This window comes from Pseudomonas sp. TNT3 (assembly GCF_010095445.2).
Taxonomy (GTDB): domain Bacteria; phylum Pseudomonadota; class Gammaproteobacteria; order Pseudomonadales; family Pseudomonadaceae; genus Aquipseudomonas.
In genome coordinates, this window is the sequence record NZ_WFGV02000013.1 from 81,222 (window position 1) to 100,686 (window position 19,465).

Annotated in this window: 15 protein-coding genes and 1 pseudogene; all 16 read left to right on the top strand. The window is 46.3% G+C overall.

Translation table 11 applies throughout. The features are described 5' to 3' along the window. The first annotated feature begins 153 nt into the window (after nt 1–153). The 16 genes and pseudogenes from kdsA to kdsB (GBC55_RS10755) all read left to right on the top strand — a co-directional run bounded on the left by kdsA (nt 154) and on the right by kdsB (GBC55_RS10755) (nt 19,436). Nucleotides 154–996 (top strand): 3-deoxy-8-phosphooctulonate synthase, encoded by an 843-nt coding sequence (kdsA, locus tag GBC55_RS10680; RefSeq protein ID WP_162437435.1) that lies wholly within the window; start codon nt 154–156, stop codon nt 994–996. 30 nt (nt 997–1,026) lie between these two features. Further along, nucleotides 1,027–2,313, top strand: a complete 1,287-nt coding sequence (kdsB, locus tag GBC55_RS10685) for a 3-deoxy-manno-octulosonate cytidylyltransferase (RefSeq protein ID WP_162437436.1) — start codon at nt 1,027–1,029, stop codon at nt 2,311–2,313. A gap of 331 nt (nt 2,314–2,644) precedes the next feature. Next, nucleotides 2,645–3,436: a CPBP family intramembrane glutamic endopeptidase gene (locus GBC55_RS10690; protein ID WP_162437437.1), complete on the top strand. Its 792-nt coding sequence runs from the start codon at nt 2,645–2,647 to the stop codon at nt 3,434–3,436. A gap of 212 nt (nt 3,437–3,648) precedes the next feature. Then, on the top strand, nt 3,649–4,083 hold the full coding sequence (locus tag GBC55_RS10695; protein WP_162437438.1) for a low molecular weight protein-tyrosine-phosphatase: 435 nt from the start codon (nt 3,649–3,651) through the stop codon (nt 4,081–4,083). Between the two features lie 24 nt (nt 4,084–4,107). Next, nucleotides 4,108–6,342, top strand: coding sequence for a polysaccharide biosynthesis tyrosine autokinase (locus tag GBC55_RS10700; protein ID WP_162437439.1), 2,235 nt, complete (start codon nt 4,108–4,110; stop codon nt 6,340–6,342). Between the two features lie 55 nt (nt 6,343–6,397). Next, nucleotides 6,398–6,916, top strand: coding sequence for a transcription/translation regulatory transformer protein RfaH (gene rfaH, locus GBC55_RS10705; RefSeq protein ID WP_162437440.1), 519 nt, complete (start codon nt 6,398–6,400; stop codon nt 6,914–6,916). Between the two features lie 749 nt (nt 6,917–7,665). After that, on the top strand, nt 7,666–9,033 hold the full coding sequence (locus GBC55_RS10710) for an undecaprenyl-phosphate glucose phosphotransferase (protein ID WP_162437462.1): 1,368 nt from the start codon (nt 7,666–7,668) through the stop codon (nt 9,031–9,033). Between the two features lie 243 nt (nt 9,034–9,276). Further along, entirely contained in the window at nt 9,277–10,512 is a 1,236-nt protein-coding gene (locus GBC55_RS10715; protein WP_162437441.1) for an oligosaccharide flippase family protein, read from the top strand. An 8-nt stretch (nt 10,513–10,520) separates the two neighbouring features. Then, a complete protein-coding gene (locus GBC55_RS10720) occupies nt 10,521–11,717 on the top strand; it encodes a capsular biosynthesis protein (RefSeq protein ID WP_162437442.1) in 1,197 nt (398 codons plus the stop codon). Nucleotides 11,718–11,901: 184 nt separating this feature from the next. Next, nucleotides 11,902–12,807 (top strand): glycosyltransferase, encoded by a 906-nt coding sequence (locus tag GBC55_RS10725; RefSeq protein ID WP_162437443.1) that lies wholly within the window; start codon nt 11,902–11,904, stop codon nt 12,805–12,807. After that, nucleotides 12,808–13,962 carry a hypothetical protein gene (locus tag GBC55_RS10730; protein ID WP_162437444.1) on the top strand — a complete coding sequence of 385 codons (1,155 nt, stop codon included), beginning with the start codon at nt 12,808–12,810 and terminating at the stop codon, nt 13,960–13,962. Between the two features lie 56 nt (nt 13,963–14,018). Then, nucleotides 14,019–15,047 carry a glycosyltransferase gene (locus GBC55_RS10735; RefSeq protein WP_162437445.1) on the top strand — a complete coding sequence of 343 codons (1,029 nt, stop codon included), beginning with the start codon at nt 14,019–14,021 and terminating at the stop codon, nt 15,045–15,047. A gap of 12 nt (nt 15,048–15,059) precedes the next feature. Then, nucleotides 15,060–16,079, top strand: a complete 1,020-nt coding sequence (locus GBC55_RS10740) for an NAD(P)-dependent oxidoreductase (protein ID WP_162437446.1) — start codon at nt 15,060–15,062, stop codon at nt 16,077–16,079. A gap of 430 nt (nt 16,080–16,509) precedes the next feature. Then, a complete protein-coding gene (locus GBC55_RS10745; protein WP_162437447.1) occupies nt 16,510–17,445 on the top strand; it encodes a KpsF/GutQ family sugar-phosphate isomerase in 936 nt (311 codons plus the stop codon). 122 nt (nt 17,446–17,567) lie between these two features. After that, a complete protein-coding gene (galE, locus tag GBC55_RS10750) occupies nt 17,568–18,608 on the top strand; it encodes a UDP-glucose 4-epimerase GalE (protein WP_162437448.1) in 1,041 nt (346 codons plus the stop codon). A 63-nt stretch (nt 18,609–18,671) separates the two neighbouring features. Next, nucleotides 18,672–19,436 (top strand): annotated as a pseudogene (gene kdsB, locus GBC55_RS10755) (3-deoxy-manno-octulosonate cytidylyltransferase). Nucleotides 19,437–19,465 lie beyond the last annotated feature (29 nt).

Consider the following 19,465-nt stretch of genomic DNA (forward strand, 5'->3'; position numbering starts at 1 on the left):
TCAGGCTTGCCAGTTGGCTAAACGGTTGATAGGCCACTTACCTTCGGCCAGTTTCCACCTCCTAAATCGCGGTACATGATGGCTGGCCCTAAAAAGGCGGCTCTAGACCAACGCCACCCCCCCTCTCACCATATTCATAGCGAACTCTCGATCGTGATTAAAATCACTTCTACCATCCAATGCTCCAACGAATCTCCCTTCGTACTCTTCGGCGGCATCAACGTACTGGAATCCTTGGACCTCGCGCTGACCGCTTGCGCCGAATACGTGCGCGTCACCGAAAAGCTGGGCATTCCTTACGTGTTCAAAGCCAGCTTTGATAAGGCAAACCGCTCGTCCATCCACTCTTACCGCGGCCCAGGGATGGAGGAAGGTCTACGTATATTCGAAGCCGTGAAGGCCGAGTTCGGTGTTCCGGTGATTACAGATGTGCACGAGATTTACCAGGCTGCGCCAGTAGCAGAAGTAGCCGACGTTCTGCAACTGCCTGCATTTTTAGCACGGCAGACTGACTTGGTAATGGCACTAGCGAAGACTGGCAAACCGATCAACATCAAAAAGCCACAATTCCTGAGCCCGTCGCAGATGCAAAACATCATGCACAAATTCAAGGAAGCCGGAAACGATCAACTGATCCTATGCGACCGCGGCACCTGCCTGGGCTATGACAACCTGGTGGTGGACATGCTGGGCTTCGGCGTGATGAAGCGCACGTGCGAAAACTTGCCGATCATCTTTGACGTGACGCACGCGCTGCAACAACGCGATCCATCGGGCGCAGCATCAGGTGGTCGTCGTGAGCAAGTGGTTGAACTGGCACGTGCCGGAATGGGCGTGGGATTGGCTGGACTGTTTCTGGAAGCGCATCCAAACCCAAATGAGGCCAAATGTGACGGCCCGAGTGCTTTACCGCTGGATCAGTTGGAGCCGTTCCTGACTCAGATCAAAGCGCTGGACGATCTTGTCAAGTCGTTCAAACCATTGAACATTGCGTGACGCAACGTTTTTGACGAAAGGATTCCGAACATGGAAAGTACAGAACATCGGGTCGCAATAATCATCCCGTCACGCTATGGCTCAACACGTCTACCCGGTAAGCCGCTGGCGGATATCGCGGGTAAACCCATGGTGCAGCATGTTTACGAACGCGCACTTCAGGTGACTCATGCTCAAGTTGTCGTAGTAGCTACCGACGACGAACGCGTCGCAGAAGCGGTGCGGGCGTTTGGAGGTCAATACGTAATGACCTCGCCGGATCATCTCTCCGGCACCGATCGTCTTGCCGAAGTAATGGCGCATGTCAAGGCGGGCATCTACATCAACCTGCAAGGTGATGAGCCACTGGTGCGCCCCTCTGACATCGACACACTCATCGCCGGGATGCTTGCCGACGAGCAAGTAAAGGTGGGTACGTTGTGTCATCCGATCGAAGCGCATGAAGCTACCTCCCCCGATACCGTGAAAGTAGTACTGGCTAACAACGGCAACGCGCTTTACTTCAGCCGCTCTCCGATCCCGTACCCAAGGGACGGCGAAGCGACCCAATACCTAAAACACGTGGGCGTTTACGGATTTCGTCGCGACGTCTTAGCCGATTACGGCTTTCTGCCGCAACCGATGCTCGAACATGCCGAAAAACTGGAGCAGTTGCGACTGATGGCTGCTGGATACTGCATTCGGGCGTATCAAGTAGCACCGACCGGTCCTGGAGTGGATACGCCGGACTGCCTCGAGAAGGTGCGCGCGTTGATGAGCGGCGAGCCACTAATCACCGTTCCTACACTGGACGACATTCGCCTGGTAATTACTGATGTAGATGGTGTGCTAACTGACGGCGGCATCTATTACGACGCAACCGGCGAGTGCCTAAAGCGCTTTCATGTTCGAGACGGAATGGGGATGCGCTTACTGGAAGAAAATGGTGTTCGGGTGGCAGTGCTGTCAGGTCGCGATTCGGCGACGCTACGCAAGCGCGTTGCTGATTTGGGCATAACGCTCTGCAGATTCGGCGTGACGGATAAACAGGCCGCCTGCCATCATCTGATGGCCGAAGCCGGAGTCGATGCCGCACAAACGGCATGCATCGGCGATGACTGCATTGATCTGCCGGCGTTTGCAGCTTGCGCTTTGTCCTTCGCGGTGGCAGATGCGCGAACTTACGTTAAAGCAGCAGCGACGCATGTGTTGACCTCTACGGGCGGCACTGGGGCATTTCGTGAAGTTGCAGACAATATACTAATTGCACAAGGTAAGGGGGCCGTACTAACCACCGCAGCAGGCTATAGGCAAGTTATGGCGCGGATGGCGCAGTGATCAGCCATGATGGGCGGCACTAAAACTCGCAAGAGTTCACTGTAAGCACACTTGACGCGATCCTCAGTGTTGAACTGGTGAGGGTGATCACTTTTTTTTACCCTCGCCTTTCCTAAGCTATAACCCGTCTGTCACGATAGTTTCCCACTCCCAATTTTCCTATAAAAGTATATTGGGGCGGGCAGAGAAATATCGTGTCGTACTTTGAGTTGAACTCAGAGCCGCATTGCTCCATCTGCGCCACATGATGGAGGGGTCGTAAACTAGTCGCGGAGCCCATGCGCGCCTGCTAAAAACCTTCGAAGAACCAAGCCCCCCCAAGGACGACCCCATGCTCCGCCTCCCCTGGCCGTACCTCACCATGCTCACCGCCGGCTACGTCCTCGCGCTCACCTACGGTCAACTGTCCCTCCAGGGCAGCATCCCCATCACACTGCTCCTGTTAGCCGGCTTCGCCGTTCAGGCACAAAACCACCGCTACGCCCGCTACCTCGGCCACAGCCTGTTCGCGCTCATCGCAATAGCCCTGGCCCTCCACTACCTGCCAGGCTTCCACAACGCCCAGGCTATCGAGCCGCAACGCTTCAGCGAAAACGCCGTGCCCTTCTCGATGTACCTCAACCTCGACAAACCCCTGCTCGGCTTCTGGCTGCTGCTCGCCTGCCCCTGGCTTATCGCCCCACGCGCCTTCAGCCCAACCCTGAAAACCAGCGCCATCGCCCTGCCCCTCACCGCACTCGCCACCTTCACCTGCGCTTGGCTGCTGGGCATCATCGAATGGGCCCCCAAATGGCCCGACGTCGCCCGTATCTGGCTCCTCAACAACCTGCTATTAGTCACTTTGGTAGAAGAAGCCCTGTTCCGCGGCTATATACAGGGAGGCCTGAACCAACGCTTCAAACATTTCCCGTACGGCGAACACCTCGCCGTGTTACTCGCTGCAACAGTTTTTGGGCTCGCGCACTGGGGCGCCGGCTGGCAATGGGTGTTGCTGGCAACCCTGGCCGGCGTCGGCTACGGCCTGGCCTACCGCTTCGGCGGACTGGCTGCAGCCATCGCCACGCACTTCGGTTTGAATCTGCTGCACTTCGGGTTATTCACGTACCCGATGCTGGCGGAATAGCCAAGACGTAGAACCGAACGCCCGTATGACAGAAAGTTCCCATCGAGCCTTGACCCTACCCACCTACGCCACTAGAGTGCACGCTTTTAAAATGGCCCCGGCAGCAGTAGTGCACCGGAGAAGGCCGTACTGTTGCGCTGGAAAGGAATTCCATCCCCCTCCTCCTGCTGCCTGTGCGGTCAACACACTCGTTCCGTAACCAGCGCAGCCCTATGTTCAATAAAATCCTGGTCGTATGCATCGGCAACATCTGCCGCAGCCCCACCGTAGAAGCCCTGCTAAAAAGCAAGCTGGCCCATCACGGCAAAGTCATAAGCTCAGCCGGCCTCGGCGCCCTCGTGGACAAACCCATGGACGCCACCGCGCTGGAAGTCCTGCGCGAACACGGCGGCGACCTGCCAGACCATAAAGGTCGGCAACTGACTCGAGAAATGCTGCAACAGGCCGATGTAATACTGACCATGGAACAACGCCACGTGGACAGCATCGCGCGAATGGCTCCAGAAGTACGCGGTAAGACATTCCTACTGGGTAAGTGGCAAAACAATCAGGAAATTCCTGATCCGTACCGCCAGCAAAAAGTCGCTTTCGATCACGTCTACCAACTGATGACGCAAGGCGTCGACAGCTGGTCGCAAAAATTATAATCACCTCTTGTAAAAGTATCCCGCATGCCAAGCCAAAACAGCCTACCTATTCAGGATCACAGCGACGACGATGATGACATCGATTTGCTCGCGCTATTCGGAACTCTGATCGATAGCAAATGGATCATAATCGGCATTACCGCTTTTTTTTGCGCAGTGGGTGTCGCTTACGCTCTTCTCTCTACACCGGTCTACCAAGCTAACGCGCTTGTACAGGTAGAGGAGAAAAAAGGCGGTATGGCTGCTCTCGGCGGCATGGGTGAAATGAGCGAAATGTTCGGCGGCACCTCTCCGGCAGTTACCGAGATCGAATTACTCAAATCGCGGGCCGTACTAGGCAAGGCTGTAGAAAACCTCAAGCTCGACATTATTGTTGAACCTAACTACTTTCCGCTTGTTGGTCACTTTCTGAGCCGTCACTTCAAGCCAGATAGCGAAAGCGAATTGGCCTCCCCTATGTTGGGCTTAAATAGCTATACATGGGGCGGGGACAAATTAGATATCTTTCAGCTGGAAGTGCCGGACTCTTATTTAGGGAAAGGTTTGACGCTGCGCGCCGAAGGCAACAACGGTTTCACATTGCTCAACGATGACGAAGAAGTCCTACTAAGCGGTAAGACCGGCGAGACGCTTGCGCAAAAGGGCTTTAAGCTACAGGTTGCAACACTAAAGGCCAATACTGGAGCTCTGTTTAATGTCACCAAACAGCGCCGCCTCAATACAATCCTGCAGTATCAGGATGATGTTTCTGCTAACGAGCGTGGCAAGGAATCTGGAATCATCGCGCTATCATTGGAAAATGAAGATCCAGACCTAGCTAATAAAGTACTGGATGAAATTAACCGCCTATATGTATTGCAAAACGTCGAGCGAAACTCTGCCGAAGCGGCACAAAGCCTGGAGTTCCTACGCACGCAACTACCCGACGTGCGCAAACAGTTAGAAAAAGCAGAGGGCCAGCTTAACTCGTACCAGACAAGCGCACGCTCTGTAGATATTACAATTGAGACAAAAGCTGTACTCGATCAAATCGTAGCCTTGGAAACATTAATTTCTGAGCTTAAGTTAAAGCAAGCGGAAATGGAGCATCGCTTCACTCGCGAACACCCCGCCTATCAAGCGTTGATGACTCAGATGGGCCAGCTAGATCAACAAAAGCGCGGACTCGAAAAAAAGGTCAAAAACCTTCCAGAAACTCAGCAAGAGTTGCTGCGTCTAGCTCGAGATATGCAGGTCACTACCGAAATTTATACCCAGCTTCTGAACAAAACTCAGGAGTTAGACATTGTACGTGCAGGAACAGTTGGTAACGTACGAATAATTGATTCGGCTGACGCTGATATAGAAAAACCAGTTAAACCTAAAAAGCCTCTGATCGTTTTGATCGCTACTCTGCTCGGTGGTTTGATTGCTGTCGGGTATGTTCTGGTCCGCAAAGCAATGAATCGTGGCGTTGAGGATCCAGATGTCATCGAGCAACTTGGCATCCCTGTATACGCGTCGATCCCGCTAAGCAAAGGTCAATCCCTGATCGAAGCAAGCCTGAAAGGTAATGGACGACCAACAACGGGCTCGCTGCTATTATCAGTAAATAACCCTGCAGACCTCGCTGTCGAATCTTTGCGAAGCCTGCGAACAAGTCTGCACTTCGCGACTTTAGAAGCCAAGAACAACATTCTAATGATCTCTGGCCCGAGTCCGGCCGTGGGTAAATCCTTCGTCTCCTGCAACTTGGCAGCCATCATTGCTCAGACTGGGCAAAAAGTACTGCTAGTTGACGCCGACATGCGCAAAGGATATCTAAACAAACTGTTCCGCAAAGATGTAAGCAACGGTTTGTCTGACCTCTTGGCTGGAAAAATTGACCTTAGTACCGCAACTCATTCTACAGAAGTGGAAAATCTTAGCATTATCACCCGGGGACAGATTCCGCCGAACCCGTCTGAATTACTGATGCACAGTAATTTCACCCAGTTTCTAAATAAAGTAAGCAGCGAGTATGACCTGGTGATAATCGACACTCCGCCAATTCTGGCGGTGACCGACGCCGCCGTTGTAGGACGTCAGGCCGGTACGAGTCTCATCGTGACCCGGTTCGGCGTTAACGCTGCCAAAGAAATTCAAGTAACGAAGCGCCGCTTCGAACAAAATGGCATTGTCGTGAAGGGCGCTATTTTCAACGCAGTAGAACGTAAAGCTTCGGCCTATGGCTATGGCAATTACAGCTACTACCAGTATGAATACGCTTCAGATAAATAGTATCGGAATATCAGGGCAGCGCCGCTGCCCTGATCTACTCACGAGAGCCTTCCGCATGGCCCTTCAGCACCTGCCACCACGCTGGTACCTGATACAGTGCAAGCCACGACAAGACTCACGCGCAGAAGAAAATCTGACGCGCCAAGCATTCAAATGCTACCGCCCTACCCAGCAAGTTGAACGCATACAACGGGGCCGACGCATCACCTCGTTGGAGTCATTGTTCCCAGGTTACCTGTTCATCCAACTCGACCAGATCAACGATAATTGGCACCCCATCCGCTCGACCCGCGGAGTGAATCAACTGGTGACGTTCGGCAAACAGCCAATCTCCGTAGCAGATGAACTCATCGACCAACTCAAACATCGGCTTCAAAACCAACTCAGCGAAACGCCAAAAGGTTCCATAACCCTTGAGCCTGGTGATCGTGTTCGAATAAACAGTGGCACCTACAAGGAACTGGAAGCCATCTTCCTCTCCCACGACGGCGCCGAACGTATCGTGATCCTTCTGCAGCTCCTGCACCGCGAACAAACCCTAAGCGTCCCAATAAGCTCAATAGAAAAAACCTGACAACACCACCCCAAAATAAAAACAATACTCCCCTCCTCTACTCCGCTTTCCAGGCCAATCGTTGCCCCCCCGTAGGAGCTGCCGAAAACTGCGATCTTTTGATCTACCCCCCTGAATCAACAACTCCCACAAATCATAATCAGCATTTTCCACGCGCAAAAAACTCAACCCCGCAATCAATTCAAGACTCCGAAGTCAATCCTCGCCCTGCTTAAGTGACGTACTGCTCAAAATTGTCAGTTCTGTCTGTAGGATATTTCACTCAAACCGCATTTCACCTTCACTTTTCCCACCAAATTAGTAAAATGCACTGTCGGCTGAGGTAACTTCTCATTTCGGCAGGATGCCATTGCACAGATCTCCAATTGTGCAGCAGTCAAGGAAAGACTCATCTCCTCTGCTTGCCATTAACCGAGCCCAGACTCGGCCTGCCTAATTGATCCTCTTCCCTCGAAAATTGCCAGCGCTTGCGCATACGGCTCACGTCGCACCCACGGCGCACGTTCTCAGGAAACCAACGGTAAATCCTGGGGCGGTAGCGTGCCCAAAACCTTGATATTGGCCAAGGCAAAGAGCGTTCCCCGCCACGGATATGGGGAACGCCACGACAACGACCGGTTTGTGCCTCAGGCCCAAACAGTAACTCGAGCTGATCGGAGGCTACTTCTCCGAATAGCGGGCACAGCCTGGACGGCTATGCCCATTTCAACGCAAGGGACATTATCTTGATTCGCAAGCGTAATACCACAATGCCAGCAGGCCGCGGCCTCACGTTCTGGGCCCAATGGGTGGCAGCAATCTCAGTGCTAATTCTCTTACTCTGCGCACTAGCAGTTATAAAAACAGGAGAAGTGGATACTCAATACCGTATTCTCATTGTGCTCTTGCTACTAGGTTCTGTACCGGCCTACTCCATGATGCAGGTCTACCATAAACAGCATGGCTATTTGGTAGGACTAGGTCGCTTGCTTGCCGGATGGTTGACTTTACTCTCCGGCCTGATGGTAATGGCATTCATTACAAAGACTAGCGACCTTTTCTCACGAGAGGTGATTATCACCCTCGCATTGTCCGGCTTCGCGCTTCAAGCGGTGCTTTATGTGCCACTTCATAATCTCGGCAAGCGTTATCAGCAAAAGCTGCAAGCCGCACGCACATCGCTCATCGTTGGTACCGGCGAGCTAGCGCTTGACTTAGCGGACAAGTTGGTTAGGCAGAAAAAAGAACCGCTGATGGGCTTGGTAACGGCGGATGATAATCCCCAGCCTAGTAATAGTTTGTATCCTATATTAGGTAGTCTCGCGCACTTGCGAGACCTGATCGCGACCCATCGCGTTCGCCGACTGTATATCGCGCTACCACTAGCTGAAGCCGAGCAAATCGAAAGTTTATACATTGATCTTTTGGACTCCAGCGTCGATGTGATCTGGATTCCTGACCTCCAGAGCCTCATTCTGCTAAATCACTCGGTATCGGAAATTGAAGGACTTCCTGCGATACATCTTAATGAAAGCCCGCTGACCTCCTATCCAACTGCAGCACTTTCAAAGGCTGTACTGGATCGCACCGTCGCGCTTGTCGCCATTATTTTACTCAGTCCTGTACTGATAATTACAGCCATCGCCGTTAAATTATCTTCACCTGGCCCGGTATTATTCAAACAAAAGCGGCATGGATGGAACGGTAAAATAATAAAAGTCTGGAAATTTCGCTCAATGCGAGTACATAACGACGACGAGGTAAAACAGGCCAGCCGAGAAGACCCGCGTATTACACAAGTAGGTCGATTTATTCGACGCACCTCCATTGATGAGTTGCCTCAACTCTTCAATGCTCTGCAAGGTCGTATGTCGCTTGTTGGCCCGCGGCCGCACGCCGTGGCTCATAATGATTATTACACTGGCAAGATTGATGCGTATATGGCTCGACATCGAATCAAACCCGGCATCACTGGCTTAGCACAAATTAGTGGCCATCGAGGCGAAACTGAAACCATCGACAAAATGGAAAAACGAGTAGAACTTGATCTCACCTACATTAATAACTGGTCATTAATGCTAGACATAAAAATACTGATAAAAACACCTTTTACACTATTATCGAAAAATATCTATTAAACAGGTCGAAAAGAAGCGTTGTGATAATATCAAACCTCAAAAATATATACACCACAAAGGACAACGCTAGCCTCTTGTTTTTTGACGTATCAACACAAACAATGTGCAAACACGGAGAACTAAGGTAATAACACTCAATAATCGTCTGAAGCAATTGTTCTAGCAGATCAAAGCTAGATTTGTGATCTAATAACCCATATTATCGAAAATGATAGCCGCAGATAATCAAATAGAAATAGTGTGATGAGCCTAAAGAAAAAAGACACCGCCATTTCGCTAGGCAGCATAATAATCGGCCAAGCGGCATTCTTTATTTGCCTTTCGCTCATCGGTAGAACTTGGGGGGCAGAAGAACTTGGAAAACTTAACCTAAATCTGAGCTTGGGAATGTTCATCGGAACAATAATGGCTTTTAGATACGAGCTTTCTTGCATACAAGAAAAAGAAGAAAAATCATATCAAGCACTTATCCAAGTAGTAATAATAACAACAACAACACTAGTATTTTTGTATGTCATAGGCAGCACTTGGAAACTAACAAACAGCACCATCACACTAATATTTTCAACTACATTTATTTTGCAACAATCTTGCAGCCTCTACCTAAACACATTACGTAAATATGCTCTTATTGGCCTAATCAAAATATCAGCAAACGTTAGCTTTGCTATATCACTGATCATTCTAATAAACTTAAGTACAATTTCCGACACCTTCTTGATTTACACAGCTATCAATCTGATAGTAACGGCGATTTGCCTTATCTTAATCATTAAAAAATCACAACACCCAAACTTATTTTTAAACTTTGAATTCTATAAAGAAAACCTGAAGTTTCCGAGATACACACTTCCCGCAACGCTGCTTAGTTCGACACTGACATACTCGCTCCCTATCGTAATCCCATTTTTTTATGGACCTATCGTTGCTGGATATTTTGCTGCGACACAACGATTTGGATTCTTCCCAGTCTCCCTAATAGCGCAGAGTATCAGTGGTATATTCCGAAGGGAGATAATTTCCGCGATTAATTCCGACGATGGAAAGCTATTAGACATATACATAAGTCACGGAAAGTTATTATTGGCGATCTCCATGTGTTATCTATTTTTCGGAAATCTTTTTTTTGGATTACTTATAGATATTTTACTTGGAGATAGCTGGAAGCAAGCTACGACTTTTTTTCATATAATATCTCCACTTTATGCCGTACAAATAATCTACATTCCACTTTCACAAGTATTTTTATCGACAAACAATCAGCGCCTAGATCTCTACATCCAAATACTTATTTTTACAAGCACTGCCGCAACGTTTGCTGCCTCGTATATTTTCGATTTAAGCAGCACACTAACGGTTTCGATATTCTCTGCATCTGGTGTAGTCGTATTATTGATCGGTTTAAAACTCACTCACTCAATTATAAAAAAAATATCTGTCAAACCCTACGACAACATCATATTGCAAAAACACAATTAAGAGCATATATGCGAATAGCATTAGTAGTCGATTCCATGCAGCGCCATCGATTTTTTTCAAGAATCGCGAATGCATTAAAAAGTGAACATAACATTCACTTCGTGAGCTCAGAACCGCTCGCCGTAATGATGAGTCGGATAAACGGATTCAAAGTAAAACACCTATCAAGAAAAACTAAACAATCTAAATATTTTCTTAATAACGAACTCACCCGTACGGTTGAGACATCAATTGAAGTGCTGAACGGTCTGTTTACTAGCGAAGACGCATTTCATGATGCAGGTTCTATTGCGGACGACCTTTATGTTTATTTTAGAGAGAATAAGATCGATAAAGTCGTCATATGGAATGGACAGCAACTAATAGGACGGGCAGCTAACCTCGCTGCAGTCAAATCTAATGTAGAAATTCAATTTTTGGAATTGGCAAATTTACCCAGCAAGCTATTTTCCGATCCAGTGGGAGTAAATGCTTTATCTAGCGTTGCCCATGATATTGAGATCATCGACAGGCTTCCGGAGGTGCCGGATCAGTTCCACCAAGACTGGCTCCAAAGCTACGAGCTTAGCAAGCAACAGCCACTCCCCCAGGCTCAACGTAAATTAAAAAACACTATAGCGTCAGGTTGCAATCTTGTTCTAAAACAATTACTAGCAAGCACCTGCTCCATTGTTATATCCAAACGAACAAATTTAGCAATTAAACATCATCTAGCCGACAGCAATACTTCACCTCTTGCTAATAACTATATTTTTCTAGCTTTACAGGTTTCGTCAGATACACAAATAAAGCTTCACTCCAATTTTGACAACATTGATGCAATTAATTTATCGTATAAAAAGGCGTCTGAAGAAAATTTAGAGCTAGTAGTAAAAATTCACCCTGCCGAGAATAGTTCTTTAGAAATCTCCAGAATTTCAAAAGCTCAGAAATCAATGGGATTCAGAATTAGCAATGACAACACGGTGGACCTACTAAAAAACGCGCACACCATAATCACTATAAACTCCACAGTGGGCCTGGAAGGCCTATTATTTGGTAAGAAAGTGATTCCCTTGGGAAGATGTTTTTACAAAAACTTTGATAATTCAAGGCTAAAAAAATACATCCATCACTACCTAATAAAAGATATAAACTACTTCGACAACTCCAAAATCAAAACTCAAACAGCACTCGAAATTATTGGTATTACCACGTCGCGGTAACAACAATTATATTGGCAATAGAAAGAATCAATCTACCACGATGATATAAATAAGCCGTACATGCAAATAGTTTTCTGAAGCCGAACTGAGTCTTACTTTCCATATCATTTCGCTGAACCGAAGTGAAAGATTCGAAAATCTCTCTATATCTATTAGCGAAGTCTTTTAAAAATCTGGAACTCAATTGAATATTTTCATACTTCACCCAGGCAAAGCAAACTATCCGGAAATTGCGGCTTATCGCAATTTCTTTAGTAAAGAATTTACTGTTACTGACGGAACAATACAGCAGTTCGACGCAGTGGGTAATAAACAAGACACTATTGTTTGGTGCATCATGGGGTTCTTCCCAAAGAAACTCACTGCCAGACTTATTATTCACGATTATCGATCTCTCTCTGTCGGCTATTTCCCTAAAACAAAAGACCTTATTAAAAAATATCTTAATATAAAACCTGATATTCGCATATTCCAAAATAAGCGTATGGAACAAGCGATGGGTTTTCAAGATAACGTTCGCTCTCTTACTCTTCCAATGGGAGTACCAGATTGGATTTTCAATCTTGAAGCAGACAGCAGTCTGCCCGGTGGAACATACTGCTACATAGGAGAAATCACTCGCGAGCGAGGGATGGACAAGGTGATAAATGCATTTAAAAAATATAGGAGTAATGAAAAAGAAACTCTAATACTTGTAGGGCCAGCGGAGGAATCAATTAAAAAGAAATTTTCGAACCAGTTAAATATAATTTTTACCGGAAAATTATCGCAACTCGACGCATTAAAAGTAGTCAAAAATAGTTCATTTTGTATAAGTCGTATTCCGCATAAATATCCATACTGTTATCAAGCGCCTACAAAACTCCTCGAGTATTCCGCCCTCCAGAAAAATATTTTATGCAACAACGCCCTTTCTAACACAGAAACGGCCAGGTTGTTGAACATTGATATTATAATATGCCCAGATGAGATTTTTACTGCGATTGCTCCTTCAGCACCCCAATCAAAAACTCAACTCGGAACTTCTATTGATTGGAACAATGTGATACAAAATTCAGAAATTTATGAAACCATAAGAAGCAAATTATAAATGATCTCAGCAATATTAATCTCACTCAGTATATTCTGCTTTTCACTGAGCCTATTTAGCATCCGCGCAACAATTGCATGCTATTTATTTTTAGCGCTTGCGCTAATATTTAGCCCCCGCAAACTCAGTAATTTCAAGATTAAGAGCAAATGGGTGGTCGCTTTAGCGATTATCAATATTGTCCCTTTAATAATTTCGATCAGACATGGTATATATTTTAATTACTATGTGAAATTTTTTGCAATGTCAGTCTACTCATTAACACTAATACTTGTAATTCATAATAGAGTGATAAATTACTCACAATTCACATCCGCGTTAAACTTCTTCTTGATAGCACATTGTTCGTTCTTTATTGTTCAGCTGGTAACTTATCAAGCAACTGGATATTTTATAGACTTCAACAATTATTTAAGAGAGGTTTCATCGGAGACTCTTTACGAAACAAAATCTCTCGAAGATTTGTTTATTCACATCCGCGCAACGGGCTTATTTTCCGAACCCTCATTTTACAGCATGACTGTACTTCCGGTTGCTTTACTATCATCCTTACACCAGAGAAAGTTAACAATCGCAACGAGCTTAGGGTTCGTTACATCTATTGCCAGCCTTTCAATAGCTGCAATTTTAGTAACTTCTCTAGCACTCGGATTGACACTATTATTTACAAAGTCAAAAAGAGCCCTGCCCGCTCTAATAATTATAGGCTTGCTATTTGCCGCGCCAATTCTTTATAAAGTTTATACATTGAGAATTGTGGATTCGGTCGATTACGATGCATTAACGTCTCGACAAATGATTTTTACAGAGTTTAAAGAGCGAGGTCTGTTAAACAATCTCATCGGGAGTGGATTTTTTTGGGACGAAACTTTGCCTGTCGGTAAAACAATGATGAAGGGTTACAATACTCGTGATTCTTCTTTTTATGTATATCTATACTTCACCGCAGGCGCTCTTGGCACGGCGCTAATATTAAGCTCATTGATTATAATCCTACGTAAAAACCCGAAATACATTGCTGCAGTAGCGATACTATTTCTTTTCAAATTCCACGCCATGACAGGCATACTTTGGTTATTATTGACTCTATGTATTATATTTCCACTACTAGAGAACAAGAAAACAAACCCAACTCAAGAAGATAGTAGAAACTAGTGAACACATTGAAGATCGCGCACATTATAGAGGCGTCCGCCACAGGAACTTTATCTATGGCGGCACTGCTAGCAAATTGCCAAGCTAGTAATGGGCACATGGTGACTGTTATATATTCACGGCGTAATGAAACACCGAAAGATTTTGAAAGCCATTTTCACAGAAACATAAGCTTAATAAACATTCAGATGTCAAGCATGGCAGAAAAACTTACATGCCTAGCAAAAATCAGATCTGCGCTAATTGATTTATCTCCAAACTGTATTTTCATGCACTCCTCTTTTGCTGGCTTTTTAGGCCGACTGGCTACTATCGCGACATTAGGTAATACAAAATTCTTTTATCTGCCACACTGTATCTCCTTTATGCGGAAGGACATCGGTCTTCTTAAGAAATACCTTTTTGTTATATTTGAATGGTTTGCCTGTATTAAGAACGCTGATTATGTAGCGTGCTCCGAAAGCGAAAGAATGGCCATTACTAAATTTATTCCTTTTCGAAGATGCCATCTCGTAGAAAATGCGCTCGACTTGAATTCTATCCCTCAAATGCAGCAAAAAAATATTTCTCAACGAAAGAAAATTGTCATTACCGTAGGACAAATTCGACCTCAAAAAAGACCAGATCTTTTTTCGGAAATTGCTCGAATAGTTAAAACCGAGGATCCTCATGTAGAATTTCTCTGGGTTGGCGATGGGGAAGCAGATGCTCGTCGACAACTAGAGCAGTCCGGAGTTAAAGTTCTCGGGTGGGTATCGAAAGAACAGGTCTGGCAGTACTTAAGCGGAGCACGTCTTTATCTGTCAACCGCAGCTTGGGAAGGAATGCCGGTTTCGGTCATCGAAGCTAGTTTTGTTGGTCTTCCCGTTGTGGCATCTAGCTGCGCGGGAAACGTCGATGTCATCACCCATAACGAGAATGGATGGCTCTATAAAACTGCCGCTGAAGCTTCTGAATACATACATTCGTCTCTTGAAAATCCTGAATACTCGCGCTCGATAGCTAGGAGCGCACACGATATTGCCCTACAGCGTTTTAACGTCGAACGCTATTTTCGGGAAATGGAAACTCTATCTCAGTACTAGTCGAGAAAACAAATGACATGCGCCGTTATATTCGGGGGTACTGGCTTCATAGGTACCTTTTTCGCTGAACACCTTGAATCCGTTGGATCATTTAATAAAGTTTACCTTTTTGATCTAGAACCTTTAGATATCAAAACGAGCGAATTCCGCAGAACTTTAGTTAGAAGACTCCACAATACAGAAATTATTATTGGCGATGTTCGCGATTCGATTTCTTGGGAACCACTAGAAGACGTTACACTAATCGCGAATTTTGCAGCGGTACATCGCGAACCAGGGCACGAAGACTTTGAATACTTCGAAACTAACCTTTCTGGAGCAGAAAATGTATGCGCCTGGGCAGAGAAAGTCGGCTGTAACAATATAATATTTACTAGTTCGATCTCTCCTTACGGTCCCAGCGAAGCGCAGAAAACTGAAAAATCTACACCTGTGCCGACTACTGCTTACGGCGGATCCAAACTGACCGCCGAAAAAATTCATCAGATATGGCTTGCACGAGATGAAAACATTCGACATTTAGTTATCGTTCGCCCAGGAGTGGTTTTCGGACCTGGTGAAGGTGGAAATGTATCTCGTCTCATCAAAGCCGTAATCGGGCGCTACTTTTTCTATATGGGGAATCGTGGAACTCGAAAGGCAGGAACTTATGTCAAAGAGCTATGTATGGCGATGTGGTGGGTTTTAGAATGGCAAACAGAAAAGGGACAACATTTGACATTGTTCAACATGTCGATGAATCCAGGCCCATCCATACAAGAATATGTGCAAACTATATGCAAGATAGCGAAAATTCAGCGCAACGTTCCGAGTATCCCTTATCCACTATTGCTAACAGTTGCATATGTAATTGAAATTATCGCCGGTCCTCTAAAAATTAAGCATCCATTCAGTCCGGTTCGAATTCGCAAAATGGTGCGCTCAAATAACACATTACCGGCACATCTGGTCGAAATTGGTTACTCTTATAAGTACACACTCGAGACTGCGTTAGCTGACTGGAAGTCCATGTGTCCAAAGGAATGGCAATAATAAACGTTCAAGAATTTACTTTCTTACGCTATCTAGCACATTACTACAACTTTGAATAACTGAGTTCCTCAACAATAACAAGTTATTTTCGTCAATTGCACTCAGCTATTGCACATTCAATATTTCTACTTGCCGAAACAATCGCAACTTCTAATCGGTAACAATCAACTCATCATTCTACATCTTATTTTTTAATGAGCACGAGGACGTCTTGAAATATAAGAAATTGCAGACTCCATCCACTGTTTAATTCATGCGGTGTATTTACTGATTTTAATATAGGCACTTTAGTATGTTTTAAAAAACCTACCACCAATGCTCGAATTAATATTTTTAACAAGCATCTTGTTATGTTCTAAAGCTTATTTGTGTTTGAAGAAACTCCGCAATCCACGCTAATCATTTACGTATTTTTATCAAGGAAATTGCCATGGACGCAATTAGATGTATTGAGGCCGCCAAATCGGTATTTGCTATTGAAGCGAAAGCTGTAGCTGGTTTAGCAGAGCGTCTAGACAATTCTTTTTTTGAAGCTGTTCAGCAAATACTAGAGTCTAGGGGCCGAGTAATCGTATGCGGCATGGGCAAGTCTGGAATTATTGGAAAAAAAATTGCCGCAACTCTAGCGAGCACTGGCACACCAAGTTTCTTTATGCACCCAGGTGAAGCATATCACGGCGACCTTGGCATGGTTACCTCGGATGATATATTCGTCGCGATCTCCAATTCCGGAGAAACGGACGAAGTCGTAAAACTAATTCCCTTTCTAAGAAGTAACAGGAACTATCTCGTCGCATTAACAGGCAAACCAGAGTCTACGTTGGCAAGGGCTGCACATAGTCATCTGGATGTCAGCGTGGAAGAAGAAGCGTGTCCATTACAACTAGCACCAACTTCCTCAACAACTGCAGCATTGGCCATGGGAGATGCCCTTGCGGTAATATTGATGAAGGCTAGGGATTTTAGGCCCGAAAATTTTGCTAGATTTCACCCAGGCGGAACCCTTGGAAGGCGACTGCTGAGTAAAGTAGAAGACGAGATGGTCACGGTCAACCTACCATTCGTCAGCGTACATGCGAAGGTGCTAGAGGTAATACACATTATATCTTGCGGCGGTCTTGGACTGGCCATCATCGATTTTGAAAGTGGTTTTGGTTTAGTAACTGATGGGGATATCCGCCGAGGTATTGAACTCTACAGCAATACCATCTTCGACAAAACTGCCGCGGAACTTATGAGCTCCGATCCGTCGATGGTTCCGGTTGGCACTCGAGTAGAAGACGCGTTGTTGCTGATGGAGAATCGCAGTATCACTTCCCTTTTGGTATTTCAAGAGCGATCAATTGTTGGAGTTTTTAAGAAATAAACATTTTATTAGCATAATATTTGCCTGAAAAAATGTTTTCTTTCAGCTCGTCTCAACGGCGCTACACATACACATACACAGCCAATTTGCCGTGCCTGTATCAATTTAAAAACTGGTAATTTATGAAAAACACCATTCTTGTGACCGGTGGAGCAGGTTATATCGGATCACACACCACGTTAGCGCTACTAGAAGCAGGCTTCGAAGTAATTGTACTCGACAACTTATGCAATAGCTCCGTGGACTCTTTGAATCGAGTCCAAAAAATCTGCAATAAACTGCCGATATTTATTGAAGGTGATATTCGCGACCGAATATTGTTGAATAACATTTTTACAACCTATAAGATTTCTGCCGTGTTGCATTTTGCTGGCCTTAAGGCGGTCGGTGACAGTGTAAATAACCCACTTGAATATTATGAGAACAATGTTGCTGGCAGCGTAAATTTATGTTCAGCAATGGCCCAAGCCAACGTTTTTAACTTGGTGTTTAGCTCCTCTGCTACGGTATACGGAGAGTCAACGCAAATGCCAATCAACGAGCGTGCTCCTACTGCGACACCTACTAACCCTTACGGCCGATCAAAATTGATGGTCGAAGAGTTATTGAAAGACTTAAGTTATTCTGATGCCCGTTGGAGTATAGCTTTATTACGCTATTTTAACCCTGTTGGCGCACATCAAAGTGGCCTAATTGGAGAGGACCCTAACGGCACTCCCAACAACCTGGTCCCATACATTAGTCAAGTTGCCATTGGTAAACTAAAAAAACTTTCTGTGTACGGCGACGATTATCCGACACCCGACGGCACCGGTATTCGTGACTACATCCACGTAGTCGATCTAGCAGACGGACATTTGAAAGCTCTACAGGCAATTAGCAAAACAGGTGGGGTAAATATCTGGAATCTTGGGACAGGTATTGGTTACAGCGTTTTAGAAATGATTCGGGCGTTCGAAATGGCGAGCCAGAAGTCCGTGCCGTTCCAAATAGTAAACCGACGTCAGGGTGATATCGCTGAATGTTGGGCAGATCCAATGAAGGCTCAACAGGAACTAGGATGGAAAACTGAGCGTAAACTGAATGATATGATGGTCGATACTTGGCGTTGGCAAAGTCTCAATCCCTATGGATATAAAACATCGTCTAACTCTGTGAAATAACTCTAGGATATCCATGGTCGAAACCGGAGCACGTACCCTAACCACCGATCAGCGCTTGGATACATGGCCACAGCCTTTACCGTTGTCATTCCATCACGTTATGCCTCGACCCGTTTGCATGGCGAGCCGCTGCTGTTGATCGCCGGCAAACCGATGATCCAGCACGTCTGGGAACAAGCAAGAAAGAGCAGCGCCGAGAGAGTAGTGGTTGCCACTGATCACGCTCGCATCGTCGAGGCCTTCAAAGGCTTTGGTGCCTAGGTGGTGTTGACCCGCTAAGACCATAACTCCGGTACCGATCCCTTGGCGGAAGACGCTGCGAAACTAGGCCTTTCCCCGGAAGCCATTGTGGTCAACGTGCAAGGTGACGAACCGCTGACCCCGCCGAGTGTGATCAATCAGGTCGCCGCCAACCTTGCCGCCTACGCCGAAGCGCGCATGGTCACCCTGTCCCAGCCGATCGAAGACGTTGATACGCTGTTTAACCATTATGTCGTCAAGGTCGTCAGTGATCTCAATGGCCTGGCGTTGACTTTCGGTCGCGCGACGTTGCCGTGGGCACGGGATGTTTTCGCCAAGAGCCTTGATCAATTGCCGGAAGGTGTACCGTTCCGCCGGCAACTCGGTATCTATGCCTACCGCGCCGGTTTCCCGCATTACTTTGTCAGCTGGGGACCGTGCTGGCTGGAAAGCATCGAGCCCCTGAGGCAGTTGCGTGCTTTGTGGCATGGCGTGAGGATTCATGTTGCCGACGCGTTGATTGCACCGCATACCGGCGTCGACACCGTTGAAGACCTTGAGCGCGTTCGTCGCTTGCTTGAGGCCTGATGCGGATTTTGTTCGTCTGTCTGGGCAAC

Bases quoted from the DNA above. Each gene is read 5' to 3' on its own strand.
- GBC55_RS10690 (WP_162437437.1), top strand. From the start codon at position 2,645: ATGCTCCGCCTCCCCTGGCCGTACCTCACCATGCTCACCGCCGGCTAC.
- GBC55_RS10710 (WP_162437462.1), top strand. From the start codon at position 7,666: ATGCCAGCAGGCCGCGGCCTCACGTTCTGGGCCCAATGGGTGGCAGCA.
- GBC55_RS10720 (WP_162437442.1), top strand. From the start codon at position 10,521: ATGCGAATAGCATTAGTAGTCGATTCCATGCAGCGCCATCGATTTTTT.
- galE (WP_162437448.1), top strand. From the start codon at position 17,568: ATGAAAAACACCATTCTTGTGACCGGTGGAGCAGGTTATATCGGATCA.
- GBC55_RS10695 (WP_162437438.1), top strand. From the start codon at position 3,649: ATGTTCAATAAAATCCTGGTCGTATGCATCGGCAACATCTGCCGCAGC.
- GBC55_RS10740 (WP_162437446.1), top strand. From the start codon at position 15,060: ATGACATGCGCCGTTATATTCGGGGGTACTGGCTTCATAGGTACCTTT.
- kdsB (WP_162437436.1), top strand. From the start codon at position 1,027: ATGGAAAGTACAGAACATCGGGTCGCAATAATCATCCCGTCACGCTAT.
- GBC55_RS10700 (WP_162437439.1), top strand. From the start codon at position 4,108: ATGCCAAGCCAAAACAGCCTACCTATTCAGGATCACAGCGACGACGAT.
- GBC55_RS10715 (WP_162437441.1), top strand. From the start codon at position 9,277: ATGAGCCTAAAGAAAAAAGACACCGCCATTTCGCTAGGCAGCATAATA.
- rfaH (WP_162437440.1), top strand. From the start codon at position 6,398: ATGGCCCTTCAGCACCTGCCACCACGCTGGTACCTGATACAGTGCAAG.
- GBC55_RS10745 (WP_162437447.1), top strand. From the start codon at position 16,510: ATGGACGCAATTAGATGTATTGAGGCCGCCAAATCGGTATTTGCTATT.
- GBC55_RS10735 (WP_162437445.1), top strand. From the start codon at position 14,019: ATGGCGGCACTGCTAGCAAATTGCCAAGCTAGTAATGGGCACATGGTG.
- GBC55_RS10730 (WP_162437444.1), top strand. From the start codon at position 12,808: ATGATCTCAGCAATATTAATCTCACTCAGTATATTCTGCTTTTCACTG.